A 16068-nucleotide genomic window follows, 5' to 3' on the forward strand; every position below is an offset into this window, starting at 1 on the left:
CGGGCATGTTAACACGCACGGCCGGACCTGACGCCCTCGATAAAGCAGATGACGCTTTCAAGTCTGGGCCGCACGCGCCCGGCCGTTTATACTCGCGGTCCCATTCCAGCCGACGGTACGGTATGTCCGTTTTTACCGAGCTGACACGCTCCGATGTTGAAACCCTGCTCGACCAATACACTCTGGGTCGCTACAGCGATCATCAGGGCATTTCGGCGGGCACGGAAAACACCAATTACTTTATCGATACCAACCTGTCGCGCTTCGTGCTGACCATTTTCGAGACGCTGCAGGCCGATGAACTGCCGTTTTTTCTGTCGCTCGGTGAACACCTGCACGACGATAACTGCGCCGTGCCGCAACCTTTTCGCACCGCCGAAGGCGAGTTGCTGACGCTGTTGAAAGGCAAGCCGGCGGTGATGTTCGAACGCGTCATTGGCGAGCATCATCGCGCCAGCCCGAAGCACGCTCAAACACTGGCGCGCGCTCTGGCCAATATTCACGTCAGCACGGCTAAATTCAGTGGTCAACGTATTCACAGCCACAACGCTGACTGGATTCATCACCAGGCCAGCCAGTTGGCGGCAGGCTTCGACAGCACCGACCAGGCGCTGCTGAATGACGCCTTGCGCACTATTGATCAGCTGCCGCGCAATCTGCCACGTGGCGTGATTCATGCCGATTTATTCCACGACAACGCCCTGTTCGACGGCGATGAACTGGCCGGCATTATCGATTGGTATTTCGCCGGTATCGATCATTACGCGCTCGACATCGCCGTCTGTCTGATCGACTGGTGCCTCGATGCCGATGGCCAGTTGGACTGGCAACAAAGCCTCGCCTTTGTGCAGGCTTACCATCAGCAACGACCGCTGCAGCGCGACGAAATAGCGGCCCTGCCCAGCTTGGTGGTGCAAGCCGCGACTCGCTTCTGGCTGAGTCGCGCGCTGGCCTTTGATGAGCACGCCGACCCCAGCCAGATCACCATCAAAGACCCGCACGCCATGAAAATTCTCGCCCGCCAGGCGCTGGCACAAAACGCGAAATTCGGCGAGATGCTGCTGCAGGCGCTAAACTAAAGGACCGGGCGATCAAACCTTCGCCATCCATGCAGTACGCTCACAGGAAGACTGAATGCAACGTGCCACACTAAACGCCTCTGTTACTCCCAAAGGCAGCCTGGAAGTGCTGTCGCAACGTGAAGTCCACAAGCTTAAATCGGTCGAATTCGGCCACTACGAATTGTTCCGTCGCTGTGCGCTGGCCATTTTGAATACCGGCTCAGACAGCGATAACGCCAAAACCATTCTGGAAACCTACCCGGATTTTTCCATCGAGATCGTGCAGCAGGACAGAGGCATTCGCCTGAACCTGAATAACGCACCGGCCGATGCTTTTGTCGATGGCGAAATGATCGCCTCGACCCGCGAAATGCTGTTTTCGGCGCTGCGCGATATCGTCTACACCCAGAGTGAAATCGAAAGCAAACGCCTCGATCACGACAGCGGCGAAGGCGTCACCGATTACGTCTTCCATCTGCTGCGCAACGCCCGCGTGCTGGTGCCGGCGCAAGAGCCACGCATGGTGGTGTGCTGGGGTGGTCACTCGATCGGCCATGAAGAATACGAATACACCAAGGATGTCGGTCACGAGTTGGGGCTGCGCGGCATGGACATCTGCACCGGGTGCGGACCGGGTGCGATGAAAGGCCCGATGAAAGGCGCCACCATTGCCCACGCCAAACAGCGCATTCGTCATGCCCGTTATCTCGGCCTGACCGAACCGGGCATCATTGCCGCCGAAGCGCCCAATCCCATCGTTAATGAACTGGTGATTCTGCCGGACATCGAAAAACGCCTGGAAGCCTTCGTGCGCGTCGGTCACGGCATCGTGATCTTTCCCGGCGGCGCCGGCACGGCCGAAGAACTGCTCTATCTGCTCGGTATTCTGCTGCACCCGCAAAACGCCGACTTGCCGTTTCCGCTGGTGCTCAGCGGGCCAAAATCGGCGGAACCTTATTTCCAGCAACTTAACGACTTTATTGGCCGCACCCTGGGCGATGCCGCTCAGCGGCGCTACAAGATCATCATCGGTGATCCATCTGAGGCAGCGCGTGAAATGGCGCAAGGCATTGCCCAGGTGCAGGCGTTCCGACGCTCCCACACTGACGCCTATCACTTCAACTGGCAGCTGCACATCGATCTGGAATATCAGCGTCCGTTCGAGCCGACGCACGCCAATATGGCCAAACTGGATTTGCGCAAAGACATAGCCGTGCATCTGCTGGCCGCTAATTTGCGCCGGGCCTTCAGTGGCATCGTCGCTGGCAACGTCAAAGAACAGGGCATTCGACTGATTGAAGAACAGGGCCCTTATGATTTGCACGGCGATGCCGACATTCTGGAACCCTTGGATGATTTGCTCGAAGCCTTTGTCCGCCAGCAACGCATGAAACTGCCGGGCAGCGAATACGTACCCTGCTATCGGGTGCGTCGCTAAGAGCGCAACTCTGGTGACCCCAGTGCGACCGCTTGATTGTATTGCCAACCACCGCCTGCTCTACGGTGCTGCCCTCTGTCTGGTTCTGTTAATCGACCAGACAGAGGCACACGAGCACGCCCCGCCGCTGTCGTGGCAGGGCGAGGATCGGTTATGGCTGGACGGTCATCTGGAGGTCGCGGTGCAGCCGCCGGGTCAGCTGCCTCTGGCCGGTGACTGGCTGGCGCACCAGGACCTGGAAGCGTCGCGTTTTACCGGCCAGGATGTGCGCCTGCACTTTCGCGCCCAGTTGCACAACGCCACCAGTGAGGCCACAACGCTGTGGCTGCATATCGATGAGTCGACGCTCGATACCATCAGCTTGAATATCGGTGGCAACCAGCACTGGCACACCGGTGATCACCAGTCCTTTGACTCCCGCCCCATCGCCCACACCAGTTATTTGTTTCCTCTCCTGTTGCAGGCGGGCGAAACCAAGACCCTGAGCGGTTGGATTGAAAGCCGGCAGATTCGTTTGCCGGTCTCGGTCTGGCGCCCCGATGCCTATTTGCACTGGGCGGAAAAACGCACCATTCGCAATGGTTTGTTTTTCGCCACCGTCATCGTCCTGGCCAGCCTGTGTCTGGTGACCTACGGCGCCACCCGGCTGCCCGCTTATCTGGCCTTCGGCCTGTTCAATATCGCGGCGATGTTGTTTTTCCTGCAGGTGTTTGGTTACGGCTTTCAGTATCTGTGGCCCAACACCATGGCCATTAATCGCTTTGCCGGACCCGTGACGACCTACCTGCTGGCGCTCAGTTTCGGCTGGATGGCGCCCACCATGCTCAGCGGACGCCATCATCGGCCACGCTTGTCGGGCGTTATTAAAGGCTTGCTGGCGTTGTTAGTGGCCGGTGGCCTGGTGTTGGCCTTGATCGGCCAGCGCACCTGGCTGATGCAGTTCGCCATCTATTGGCTGTTCGTCATCCTGGCGCTGATTGTCGCCATGCTGATCTTTGAAGTGCGTGGCGGTTCACGCCGGGCGCGGCTGTTCGCGCTGATCTGGTCGCCCATGCTGGTCTCAGCCTTGTTGCTGTTGCTCGCCTGGCTCGATTGGATTGACTATACCGACGCGCTGATCACCCTCTGTCTGGCTGGCCTGGGCCTGACCTGTCTGGGCTTCTTCGTACTGCTCGGTTTTCAATTACGCTATTCCATACTGCGGCGCCAGCGCCTGGAGCAGGAATCGCTGGAGCTGAAAACGGCCCAGGCGGATCGGCTGGCACAGGAGGTGGAAGAGCGCACTCAGCAGCTGGCCGAGAGCAATCGCCGGCTGCGCCAGATGGCCTTGACGGACCCGCTGACCGGCCTGCCCAATCGCCGCCAGCTGGACGATTTCGGCGAACTGCATCATCGCCTGGCACGGCTGACTCAGGCGCAATTGCATGCTGCTATTTTCGATCTGGATCACTTTAAACAGGTCAACGACACCCACGGCCATCCGATCGGTGATCTGTTTTTGCAGGCAGTGGCGCGCTGTCTGGAAGCGCAGTTGCTGAGTAAGGATCACGATCAACGGCTGGTTGCCAGGCTCGGCGGGGAAGAGTTCGCTTTGCTTTGCTACGGCCTCGACGACGAGCAACTGCCGCCCATGCTCGAAGCGGTGCGCGAAGCGGTCAGTCAGTTATGCCTGGAAGAAGCGCCGCAGGTGCAATTGACGCTCAGCATCGGTTGGGCCAGCGGTCAGGCCGATCAGTCATTAACGCAGATTTTCCGGCGCGCCGACCAAGCGCTGTATCGCGCCAAAGACGCCGGTCGTAACCGGGTGGAAGCCGGCGATGCCTAGCACCCAGCGATGGTATTTTCAGTCCCGTTGTGGGTTGCGCAAAAACGCCAGAGTACGCTGCCAAGCCAAGTCTGCTGCGGCTGGCTGATAGGCCTCCGGGCGCGACGGTTCGGCGAACCAGTGGCCGGTTTGCGGATAACGATGCAGCAGCAAAGGCCGCTCTGCAGCTGCCAACGCGGCTTGCCAGGCATCGATTTCAGCCTCGCTGGCAAAGGGATCGGATTGCGCCATATGCGCCAGATATCGAGCCCGCGCCGAGCCGTAATCGTCCGGCCGGGCGGCGTAATAACTGACCACCGAATGCAGCCGCTCGGGATGGTTGATCGACAGTCCCAAGGCCAGATAAGCCCCCAACGAAAAACCCACAGCGGCGACACCGCTGTGCTGCTCGCCGGTCTGCTCGGCCAGCCAGTCGACAGCGGTAACCAGAGTCTGGCTGGCCTGAGCATGGTCCAGCGCATCACTGGTGGCCTCGGCCGCTTCGATACTGGTCACCACCTGCCCCTGATACAGATCGGGCGCAAAGGCGCTAAAGCCGGCCTGCGCCAGGGCGTTGCAGTAGCTACGGACATCGTCGTTCAAGCCCCACCAGGCGTGTAATACCAACACGCCGGGCGCGTCACCCGAGGCGCTAAAGGCGGTGTAACCATCCGGTTGTGAACTCATGTTAAAAGCCTCCTGCGGCTGACTCGGTGTTCCAGGGTCACCCTATAGCAAACAGCTTCCGACGCCATCTTCAGGCATAGCCACCGGCGCGATAGTCCGGATATTGCCAGTGAAAACCGCTGTCCACCAGGCGGTCCGGACGCAATTGTTTGCCACCACCGACCGGTGGCACCTCGGTTAGCGGCGGCAAGCCTTCCGATTCACGCAGGTAATTGAGCACCTCGAACAGCGGCGTCGGCTGGCGATCGCTGACCAGATAGCAGTCTTGCGGCTGCTCAACATCCAGGGCCAGATGCACCAGTGCCGCTGCGGCATCTTCGATATGAATGCGATTGGTCCAGTGATTGCGCGCCGGTGGCTGGCTATCAGCCTGGCGCGCCTGGCGTCGTAACCAATCGCGCCCCGGACCATAGATGCCACTGAGGCGTGCAACGATGGTCGGCACCGGTAAGTCGGCCAGCCGTTGTTCCATTTCCAGCAAGGTTTCACCGGCCCAATCCGAGGGATCCGGCGGGCTGTTTTCATCCAGAACCTCGCCATTATCGACGCCATACACCCGGCTCGAGCTGACCACCAGAACCCGCTGCGGCGGTTGCTGCCAGCTTTCCAGACTCTGCGCCAGGCGCTTGATCGGCTCGACATAGGCACGTTGGTATCCCGCCGGGGTGCGTTCACCGGCCGACAGCGCGACGATGACGGTAGCGGCCGAGACATCCGGCCAGTCATTTTGCGCCAGATCGACAGAACGTTGTTCAAAGCCCAGTTGCGGCTCTGCAACGCGTCGGCGCAGACCGATGACGCCCTGGTTACGTTCGAGCAAACGTCGGGCGACGCGGCGGTTCAGATCGCCCACACCGGCCAACAGATGAACAGCTGTCATATCATTATCCACTTGTATTAAAAACCGTTTTTCGATAGCTTACGCCTTAATAGCCTGAGCGCTATTTAAACGGCATTCAAGCCTATTCAATTCTAATTTCGCTAAACCCGCCGACCCTCGGCCGGCCCGCATCGGACAACCCTGCCATGACATTGACCGAACTGCGTTACATCGTTGCCCTGGCCCAGGAACGGCATTTTGGCAAAGCGGCCGAGCGCTGCTTCGTCGCCCAACCGACTTTGAGCGTCGCCATCAAAAAGCTCGAAGACCGACTTGGCGTCGCCATCTTTGAACGCGGCAAGAGCGGCGTTCAGGTCACGCCCATCGGCCAGCGCATCGTCGAACAGGCGCAGCGCGTACTCGAAGAAAGCCACAAGATTGAAGACCTGGCACACGCTGGCAAAAACCAGCTGTCCAGCCCGCTGAAACTGGGCGTTATCTACACCGTCGGTCCTTATCTGCTGCCGCATATTATCCCGCAACTGCGTCAGTTGGCGCCGGATATGCCGCTGGAAATCGAAGAAAACTTCACCGGCACCTTACGGCAGCGGCTGCGCGATGGTTTGCTCGACGCCATCATCATCGCCCTGCCGTTCAAAGAACCGGATGTGCTGACCAAGCCGATGTTCGATGAAGACTTCGAAGTGCTGCTGCCGGCCGATCATCCGCTGACCAAAGAAAAAGCCATTCCTGCCGAGCGATTGATCACCGAACCGCTGTTACTGCTCGGCGAGGGCCACTGCTTCCGCGACAATATTTTCACCGCCTGCCCGAACATCGCCTCGGCCTCGCGCGACCCCAAAGGCCACGTCCGCACCATGGCCGATGGCAGCTCGCTGGAAACGCTGCGTCATATGGTGGCGTCCAATCTGGGACTGACCATTTTGCCGCAATCGGCCACCGGTTCAGCCTTGTACAACGACAAGCAGGTTGCGGTACGGCCCTTCGCCGGCAAAGCACCACGACGCACCATCGCTTTGGCCTGGCGCGCCAGCTTCCCGCGGCCGAAGGCGATCGATCTGCTGGAAACCTGCATCCGTCAATGTAAGACACCTGACGCCGCCTGAGCGCGGCCAGGTTCTCCCGATGCAGCTCGACCAACCTCTCGAAAAGCTCAGCGGTATCGGCCCCAAACTGGCGGAAAAATGCCAGAACCTGGGGCTGAACAGCGTCGGCGATCTGCTGTTTCATCTGCCCTACAAATATCAGGACCGCACGCGCATCACGCCCATTGGTCGACTGCGTTTTGGCATGGCCGTGGTGATTGAAGGCGAGGTGCGCGGCACTCAGGTGGTGTTTGGCCGGCGCCGCTCGCTGATCTGTCGGATTCAGGATGGCACTGGCCTGCTCAGCCTGCGGCTGTTTCACTTCAGTAAAGCGCAGCAAAACCGCTTACGCGCCGGCACTCGCATTCGCTGTTACGGCGAAGTGCGCCAGGGTTCCACTGGCATGGAGATGATGCACCCGGAATACGAGGTGCGCGATGAAGGCGATTTTCCACCGCTCGATAACGCCCTGACGCCGCTCTACCCCAGCACCGATGGCCTCAACCAAAACCGCTTACGCGCTCTGGTCGACCAGGCCATCGATGCGCTCAAACAACAGGGCGGTCTGCCCGAATGGCTGCCGCCAGACTGGCTGAGTCACTGGCAATTACCCTCGCTCACCGAAGCCTTGCTGACCTTGCATCATCCCCAGGCCGACAGCGATACCGAAGCGTTGCTCTCCGGCCAGCATCCGGCGCAACAACGCCTGGCGCTGGAGGAACTGCTGGCGCACCACCTCAGCCTGATGCAGATGCGCCAGCGCACTCAGGCCGAAGGCGCAACGCCACTGCCACCCAGCCAGCAACTGGTCAGCGCCTTGCTGAAACAACTGCCGTTCACCTTGACCGGAGCCCAACAACGCGTACTGGGCGACATTCAAACCGATCTGGCCAGCAACAAACCCATGCTGCGGCTGGTGCAGGGCGATGTCGGTTCGGGCAAAACGCTGGTCGCGGTTTTGGCGGCGTTACAGGCGATCGAAGCGGGCCATCAGGTCGCCATGATGGCGCCCACCGAACTGCTCGCCGAACAGCACTTTCGCACCCTGAGTGGCTGGCTCGAGCCTCTGGGTCTGAACTGCGGTTTGCTGACCGGAAAATTGGGCAAACGCCAGCGCGGCGAAGTGCTCGATGATCTGGCCAGCGGTCGGGTGCAGCTGGCCGTCGGTACTCACGCCTTGTTTCAGGAAGCGGTGCAGTATCAACGGCTGGGACTGGTGATCATCGATGAGCAACATCGCTTCGGCGTGCATCAACGGCTGGCGCTGAAAGAAAAAGCGGTGCACGGTCTGCCGCATCAATTAACCATGACCGCCACGCCCATTCCCCGGACCCTGGCGATGACCGCTTACGCCGACCTCGACGTCTCCATCATCGACGAGCTGCCGCCGGGCCGCACGCCGGTCACCACCACGGTGATCAGCCAGGAACGGCGCGACGCGGTGGTACGCCGCGTCGATGCCGCCTGTGGCGACGGCCGTCAGGTGTACTGGGTGTGTACGCTGATTGAAGAGTCGGAAGAGCTGCAGGCCGAAGCCGCCGAAGCCACCGCCGACGCCTTGCAACGCGCTCTGTCCAGTCGGCGCGTCGGCCTCTTGCATGGCCGTATGAAGCCGGCGGAAAAGAACCGCATCATGCAGGCGTTTAAAGATCAGCAGCTGGATATTCTAGTCGCCACCACAGTGATCGAAGTCGGTGTCGATGTGCCCAATGCCTCGGTGATGATCATCGAAAACCCGGAGCGTTTGGGCCTGGCGCAATTGCATCAGCTGCGCGGCCGGGTGGGGCGCGGCACCGTCGACAGTCATTGCCTGCTATTGTTCGGCTCGCCGCTGTCGGCGCAAGGCCAGCAACGCCTGGAAGTGATGCGTTCGACCAGCGACGGCTTCCGCATCGCCGAAGAAGACCTTAAACTGCGCGGCCCCGGTGAGGTGCTCGGCACCCGTCAGACCGGCGCGCTGGAATTTCGCGTCGCCGATCTGGAGCGCGACCGCCATTGGCTCGAGGTTATTCCTGAGCTTGCCAAACGCTTGACGGCAGAATACCCATCCCACGTCGAACCTTTGGTGCAGCGCTGGCTCTGGGGTGCCGACCGCTACGCCCAAGTGTGACCAAATCGGCTTTTTCAGCGCCGCGTCATTTTTTACTCAGCTTCAAGGTTGCGGAACCACCAAACGGCTACCATAGTTTGTGGGCTGTTGATCACGGATGACAAAAAGGAAGCATTCCATGCAGAAAGTCATGGCAGAAGCACAGCTTGCCGACCTGCCCTTTCTGGTAAAACAACACCTTCGCAAACACGGCATTCAGCCTGAAACCGGACCAACTGGCGTCAAAGACATGCGCGCAGAAGTAACCCTTTTGAGAGATACCTTTGGCCTGGTCCAGGTATTTTTCCGCTCCGATACGTTACTGGATTTGGAAAAAATTCAGCGCCAGACCGGTCGCAAACTCGAACCGCTGGCCACCACTGATATCGACCGTATAAAAGCCAAGTTATCGGTGAGCACTCTACCGGCGTTCGATGATCTGGTGGACGCCGAAACGCTGATCGATAAACGCCTGTTTAATGCCGAAAATTTTTTCGTGCACTCAGGCAACAGCGATAAGTTGATTCGGGTCAGCAGCGGCGCCGAACTGAAACACAAAGACAGCACCCGTATTTTTGATCTGTGTGTCGACCTGCCCGGCGCCTTGCCGGACACCGATGATCTGGGCGTGTTCGCGCACGATCAGGTGGAGATCGATCGCGCCGTGACCAGTTTCACTGCACTGCGCATTCGCCAGCGACTGTCTGAAACACTGGAAATTCCGCCGCTGTCAGAAACCGCCCAGTCGATTATTCGCTTACGCGCCGACCCCGATGCCGACATCACCAAACTCAGCCGCATCGTCGAAAAAGACCCCAGCCTGGCGGCTCAGGTGGTCAGTTGGGCGAGTTCTTCCTATTACGCCGCGCCCGGTTCGATCAAGTCGGTGCAGGACGCCATCGTGCGGGTGCTTGGTTACGATCTGGTGATGAACCTGGCGCTCGGTCTGGCGCTGGGTAAAACGCTGGAAATGCCGGACGACCAGCCCGAAGGTTTTTCGTCTTATTGGACGCGGGCGGTGTTTGTAGCCGCCGCCTGTGGTTCGCTGCTGGCAAAAATCCCGCGCGAATTCCGTCCTGGCTTTGGTCTGGTTTACCTCACCGGCCTGCTGCACAACTTCGGTTATCTGATTCTGGCGCACGCCTTCCGGCCGCACTTTTCCGCCACCTGCCGGATGATGGAAAGCAACCGCCATCTGCCGCACCAGCATATTGAACAGCACCTGCTGGGCATCACCGGCGATCAGATTGCCGCCTCCTTATTGCACTACTGGAAAATGCCCAATGAGGTGTGCCTGGGGATTCGTTATCAGATTGAGCCGCACTACCAGGGCGCGCACGCCGATCATGCCCAACTGGTCTATCTGGCCAATCATCTGCTGCAACAGCACGGCCTGCTGCCCGGCGCCGCCCAGGAATTCGACCCGGCGGTCTACGACTACCTGCACCTGACCCCCGAAGACGCCGAAGAGGCGATCCAGGAAATCCGCGATGCGCGCGATCAGTTGGCGATTATTGTGCAGGGATTGGAAAGCTGAGCGGATCGCTCAGCTTTGGGAGACGCTAAACGGGAGACGGGAGACGCCAGCTAGGTTTTCCGCTAACCAGCGTCTCCCGTCAGCGCAGCGTGCGTCCTGCGTCTCCCGATCTGGCTTACGCCAGATCCTCAAGCAACGCCTTCAGCAATTCCCAGAATGGTTCCACGGTAGCGATCTCCAGACGCTCGACCGGGCTGTGGGCGCCCAGGATGGTCGGGCCGAAGGACACCATATCCAACTCCGGTTTTTTACTCTTGAGAATGCCGCATTCCAGACCGGCGTGAATCGCTTTTAACTGCGGTTCGCGGTCCAGCTGTTGGGTTGCCAGAGCGCGGGTGCGCGCCACCAGGTCACTGCCGAAATCCGGGTTCCAGCCGGGGTAATCCAGAATCACCTGCGGCACCATGCCGAAAGTTTCAAACAGCGCTTCCAGATGTTGTTTCAGCGGCCGGGCTTCGTCGGCGTTAAAAAAGCGCAGGCTGGTTTGCACTTTGAATTCATCTTCGCGCAGCGACACCGTGGCCAGGTTAACGCTCAAATCCACCAGATCAGCCGGTTGATTCAGGTTATAACGCTGGGCGCCGTGCGGCATCACGCTGATCAGGTTCAGCAAGGTGCGGGTATCGGCGCTCGAGGCGACCAGAGGTTCATCGACTTCGACCGGCTCCAGGCTCCATTGCAGGCCATGATCGCTTTCCGGCAAAAAGCTCAGCCAGCGTTCGCGGGCGGCATCGGCTAGGCGTTGCCAGTCATCGAGTTGATCGGTATTTAAAAACAGATCCGCCGAGGCTTCGCGGGCGATGACATTATGCGCCACGCCGCCGCGCATCCGGCTCAGTTGCCAGTCCAGCTCAACGGCGTCTTTAAGCAGCTCAGCCAGGAGTTTGTTGGCGTTGCCCAGCTGCTGATGAATCTGGATGCCGGAATGCCCACCGGTCAGCCCTTTCAGATGCAGGCGGTAGCTGACCAGCCCCGGACGCGGCCGTTTCATCATGATCTGCCGACCGGCGGCATAGCCGTAACCACCGGCGCAGCCGATGTAGATTTCCGGCCATTCTTCGGTATCGAGGTTAATCAGGCGGGTGCCTTTCAGTAAGTTGGCATCCAGGCCGAGCGCGCCGTGCAGGCCGGTTTCCTCTTCGGTGGTAAACAGCAGTTCCAGCGCCGGGTGAACTACCGTCGAATCGGTCATCACCGCAAGCGCAGCCGCCGCACCCAGACCGTTGTCGGCGCCCAGCGTGGTACGATCGGCTTTCAGCCAGCCGTCTTCGACTTTGAGTGTCAGCGGATCGTTGTCGAAATCGTGTTCTTTGTCGCCGGTTTTCACCGTCACCATATCGAGGTGGTTTTGAATCACCACCGTCGGCGCGGCTTCGTGGCCTGGCGATGCCGGCACATAAACCACCAGGTTGCCGGCGGCATCGCCCGCGTGTTCAAAACCGTGTTGTTCGGCCAGCGAGACTATATGCGCGCGGATGGCTTCTTCGCGGCCGGACGGACGTGGTATCTGGGTGATGGCGTAGAAATGACGCCACAGGTGTTCAGGCTGAGTCGGATAGTGCTCGGGAATCATGGTCATACCGGTTTTTGAATAGGGATAAAACGCTGCTGGCCCCGGTATTCCCTACCAGTGGCTTTAAAGGCTCCGTAGCTTACTCATCCGCAGCGAAAATGACCACTTTGGCTAGGTGTTTAACGCCCCTAACGCGGATGCAAATCATTTTTATTGTGTCACAAAAAGAGTACACTGCGCGCCCATTTGACGGCCGGGTAGTCCATGCAGTTATTGGCAATCGTTTTCCGACACTTCCGTCTGGCGTTCAGCGCCATCCTCTTGCTGAACCTGCTCAGTGCCGCTCTGGGCGTCGCCGTTATCGCCTTTATCAACACCCGCCTGATCGATCACCCCGAACCCAGCCTGTGGTTGCTGCCGCAATTTCTGCTGCTGATTCTGGTGTTGATGGCGGTCACCCTGGCGTCGCAATGGACCTTAACGCGCCTCGGTCATCACTTCGTTTATGACTTTCGCGGCCAGTTGGTCAAACGCATTCTCGACACCTCAGTGCTGCAACTCGACCGCCTCGGCAGCCCGAAACTGATCGCCAGCCTGTCGTCCGATATTCGCGCCATCACGCTCGCCTTTGTGCGCCTGCCGGAACTGTTTCAGGGCGTGGTGCTGACGCTCGCCGCCTCGGCCTATCTGTTCTATCTGTCGCCACCGCTGTTGCTGGCCGCTGCCGCCTGGATTGCCTTGACCATCGTCACCGGCAGTTGGCTGGTGGCGCGCGTCTATCGTCATCTGGAAGCGGTGCGCCACAGCGAAGACCGGCTGTTTCAGGATTTCGAAACGCTGGTGCTCGGGCGCAAGGAATTACGCCTCAACCGTCATCGCGCGCACCGTCATTACACCGATGATTACGACAGCAACGCGCGCGACTATCGCGACCACGTCATCAGCGCCGATACCTTTCATCTGAGCGCGGTAAACTGGTCGAACATCATGATGCTCGCTGCCATCGGCTGGGTGTTCTTTCTCGCCAACAGCCTGGGTTGGGCCAACACCACCGTCGCGGCGACTTTCTCATTAACCTTGTTGTATCTGCGCACGCCCTTGCTGCAAGCGGTCGGCGCTTTCCCGACCTTGCTCAGTGCTCAGGTTGCCTTTAACAAAATCGACAGCCTGACGCTGGCCGAATATCGCGAATCCTTCGATCTGGACGCCCGTTCAAAAACCGATTGGCAGCGCATCGAATTCGATCAGGTGCGTTTCGACTATTCAGACGACTATTCAGCCGACAAGTCAGACAACAAGCCGGCCGACGACAACGGCCGCAGCTTTAGCGTCGGCCCGCTTAACCTGCACATCGAACGCGGCGAAACGCTGTTTATTATCGGCGGTAACGGCAGCGGCAAGTCGACGCTGGCGATGCTGATCACCGGCCTCTACCAGCCGGGCGCCGGCACCATCCGGCTCGATGATGAGGTCATCGACGACAGCAACCGCGCGGCCTACCGACACCACTTTGCCTCGGTCTTTACCGACTTCCATCTGTTCCACCGCCTGACCGGAAAAGACGATGCCGCAGCCGATGAAGCGCAGGTCGAAGAATGGCTGCGCCGCCTGGAAATCGATCATAAAGTCACGCTTAAAAACCACCGTTTCGATCATCTGAAACTGTCACAAGGCCAGAAAAAACGCCTGGCGCTGATGCTGGCACTGGCCGAACAACGCTCGGTGTTGCTGCTTGATGAATGGGCCGCCGATCAGGACCCGCAATTCCGCCGCACGTTTTATCGCGACATCCTGCCGCAGCTGAAACGCGACGGCATCACTGTCATCGCCATCAGCCACGACAATCAGTATTTCGATCAGGCCGACCGTTTGATTCGCATGCAGCACGGCCAGGCCGAAGAACTGACCGGCCGCCAGCGCGACGATGCGCATCAGGATGTGATTCGCGAGCTGTAACGGCTGTAGTCACTGCTTGACACCCCGCTGCACAAAAAAACAGACAGCAGCGATGCGCTTCGCTATACTCCGCGCCCCTTTGCCCCCGGCCCGACGAAACGTCACAGCGCCAGGGGTTGGTAAGGAGCCCGTTAGTCGACCCCGCTTCGGCGGTTGTGCCCGATACGTTTCCACCTTGTATCGCCCTCGAACACAGGCTCCTGTCGCAGTCTGTATCCGGCCGAGGCCGGACCTCGAGGAAAATAGCATGACAACTGAAAGCCCCCATTTCTCTGAACTGGGCCTGGCTCCGGCGTTGCTCGAAACTCTGAGCCGCCTGGGTTACGAAACCCCCACGCCCATTCAGCAACAAGCCATTCCCGCCGTTTTGGCCGGTCAGGATGTGCTGGGTTTAGCCCAGACCGGTACCGGTAAAACCGCCGCCTTTGCATTGCCCTTGCTCAGCCGCATGGACACCAACACCCGCGAACCGCAAACGCTGGTACTGTGCCCGACGCGCGAACTGGCGATTCAGGTCGCCGAAGCCTTCCAGGCTTACGCCAAAGACCTGCCCAATTTTCATGTGCTGCCGATTTACGGCGGCGCCGATATGCGCAATCAGCTGCGCGGTCTGAAGCAAAACCCGCAAGTGATTGTCGGCACACCGGGCCGGGTGATGGACCATTTGCGTCGCAATTCACTCGACCTGTCGAGCCTGCGCCATCTGGTGCTGGACGAAGCCGACGAAATGCTGCGCATGGGTTTTGTCGAAGACATCGACTGGATTCTCGAACACACCCCGGCGGAAAAGCAGGTCGCGCTGTTCTCGGCAACGATGATGCCACAGGTTAAACGCCTGACTCAGCAATACCTGAAAAACCCGACGCGCATCGAAATTCAGGCCAACGAAACCTCGCTGGGCAATATTGATCAGTATGTCTGGCACGTTGGCGGCATCGACAAACTGGATGCCCTGACCCGTATTCTGGAAGTGGAAGAATGGAACGCCGTCATCCTGTTCGTGCGTACCAAGGTGGAAAGCCAGTTCCTCGCCGAAAAACTCGCCGCCCGGGGTCATGCCTGTACCGCCATCAGCGGTGACGTCGCCCAGAAACAACGCGAAGACATCATCAACCAGTTTAAGAAAGGCAAGCTGGACTTGTTGATTGCCACCGACGTCGCCGCGCGCGGTCTGGACGTTGATCGCATCAGCCACGTCATCAACTGGGACATTCCCGGCGATGTGCAAACCTATATTCACCGCATCGGCCGCACCGGTCGTGCCGGTCGCTCCGGCAAGGCGATCATGTTCGTCAAACCGCGCGAGCGTCGTTTGCTGCGCGATATCGAACGCGTCACCAAAGCCGTGATCAAACCCTATCCGCTGCCCAGCGCATCGGAATTGGGTGAGCATCGCGCCGCTGCTTTCCGCGCCGATCTGGAAAACCGCATCGAAACCGCTGATCTGGGTTTCTTCCGTGCGCTGGTCGATGGCTGGACCGAAGGCGACGGCATCGAGCTGCGCGATCTCGCTGCTGCCTTAACCATGATGGCGCAGGAAGATCGTCCGCTGCAGATTCCTGAAGATCCGAAACCGCGTCCGCAACGCGAACGCGCTGAGCGTAGCGGCAGTGACCGTGGTGATCGTCCGCGTCGTGAGCGCGGTGAACGTGGCGAACGCGCACCCAAGCGCGACAAACCGCTCGATTACGATGCACAGAAATACCGTCTGGATGTGGGCCGTAAAGACGGCGCCGAGCCGGGTAATATCGTCGGCGCCATCGCCAACGAAGCGGGCATCGAAGGTCGTTTTATCAACAACATTTCGATCCGCGACAACTACACTTTGGTTGATCTGCCGAGCGGTATGCCGAAAGAAATTTTCGAGCAACTGCGCAAAACCCGTGTTAAAGGCCGGCCGTTGAACATGCGAATCTGGCATGAGGATGACAAAGAGTCACCCCGTGCCGATCGGCCGCGCAGTGATAAAGGGGGTGCGCCGCGAAGTGACAAACCGAAAGCGCCGCGTAAGCCACGCAAGGCAACGCATCGGAAGGGTAAAGACGCTTAACGCAGAA

The 16068-nt window shown here is 59.3% G+C and carries 11 protein-coding genes; 8 read left to right on the forward strand and 3 right to left on the reverse strand.

Annotated elements, in window-relative coordinates; translation table 11 throughout:
- The first annotated feature begins 122 nt into the window (after positions 1–122).
- Genes ACXAE6_RS02940 through ACXAE6_RS02950 form a run of 3 tightly spaced genes read left to right on the forward strand, consistent with a single transcriptional unit; the run spans position 123 to position 4324 of the window.
- Entirely contained in the window at positions 123–1079 is a 957-nt protein-coding gene (locus tag ACXAE6_RS02940) for a homoserine kinase (RefSeq protein ID WP_475144266.1), read from the forward strand.
- 55 nt (positions 1080–1134) lie between these two features.
- A complete protein-coding gene (gene ppnN, locus ACXAE6_RS02945; protein WP_475144268.1) occupies positions 1135–2499 on the forward strand; it encodes a nucleotide 5'-monophosphate nucleosidase PpnN in 1365 nt (454 codons plus the stop codon).
- Positions 2500–2521: 22 nt separating this feature from the next.
- Complete coding sequence (locus tag ACXAE6_RS02950) at positions 2522–4324, forward strand: diguanylate cyclase (protein WP_475144271.1); 1803 nt, start codon at positions 2522–2524, stop codon at positions 4322–4324.
- A gap of 18 nt (positions 4325–4342) precedes the next feature.
- On the opposite strand, the gene ACXAE6_RS02955 is transcribed toward ACXAE6_RS02950, so the two are convergent.
- Positions 4343–4990 (reverse strand): dienelactone hydrolase family protein, encoded by a 648-nt coding sequence (locus tag ACXAE6_RS02955; protein WP_475144274.1) that lies wholly within the window; start codon positions 4988–4990, stop codon positions 4343–4345.
- Between the two features lie 70 nt (positions 4991–5060).
- Positions 5061–5870 (reverse strand): Rossmann-fold NAD(P)-binding domain-containing protein, encoded by an 810-nt coding sequence (locus ACXAE6_RS02960; RefSeq protein WP_475144279.1) that lies wholly within the window; start codon positions 5868–5870, stop codon positions 5061–5063.
- A gap of 146 nt (positions 5871–6016) precedes the next feature.
- Here ACXAE6_RS02960 and ACXAE6_RS02965 point away from each other — a divergent pair, with 146 nt between their 5' ends.
- The 3 genes from ACXAE6_RS02965 to ACXAE6_RS02975 all read left to right on the forward strand — a co-directional run bounded on the left by ACXAE6_RS02965 (position 6017) and on the right by ACXAE6_RS02975 (position 10542).
- On the forward strand, positions 6017–6937 hold the full coding sequence (locus ACXAE6_RS02965) for a hydrogen peroxide-inducible genes activator (protein WP_475144282.1): 921 nt from the start codon (positions 6017–6019) through the stop codon (positions 6935–6937).
- A gap of 19 nt (positions 6938–6956) precedes the next feature.
- Positions 6957–9026: an ATP-dependent DNA helicase RecG gene (gene recG / locus ACXAE6_RS02970; protein WP_475144287.1), complete on the forward strand. Its 2070-nt coding sequence runs from the start codon at positions 6957–6959 to the stop codon at positions 9024–9026.
- 118 nt (positions 9027–9144) lie between these two features.
- Positions 9145–10542 carry an aminoacyl-tRNA deacylase and HDOD domain-containing protein gene (locus ACXAE6_RS02975; RefSeq protein WP_475144290.1) on the forward strand — a complete coding sequence of 466 codons (1398 nt, stop codon included), beginning with the start codon at positions 9145–9147 and terminating at the stop codon, positions 10540–10542.
- A 115-nt stretch (positions 10543–10657) separates the two neighbouring features.
- Here the strand turns inward: ACXAE6_RS02975 and pepD are convergent, their stop codons facing one another.
- The gene (gene pepD / locus ACXAE6_RS02980; protein WP_475144292.1) at positions 10658–12121 is read right to left on the reverse strand and encodes a beta-Ala-His dipeptidase; all 1464 of its coding nucleotides are present in this window, start codon (positions 12119–12121) and stop codon (positions 10658–10660) included.
- Between the two features lie 198 nt (positions 12122–12319).
- Between pepD and ACXAE6_RS02985 the strand changes: the two genes are divergently transcribed.
- A complete protein-coding gene (locus ACXAE6_RS02985; protein ID WP_475144297.1) occupies positions 12320–14011 on the forward strand; it encodes a multidrug ABC transporter permease/ATP-binding protein in 1692 nt (563 codons plus the stop codon).
- A gap of 247 nt (positions 14012–14258) precedes the next feature.
- Positions 14259–16061 carry a DEAD/DEAH box helicase gene (locus tag ACXAE6_RS02990; protein ID WP_475144300.1) on the forward strand — a complete coding sequence of 601 codons (1803 nt, stop codon included), beginning with the start codon at positions 14259–14261 and terminating at the stop codon, positions 16059–16061.
- Positions 16062–16068 lie beyond the last annotated feature (7 nt).

Source organism: Saccharospirillum sp. ABV4_185, from assembly GCF_056159245.1.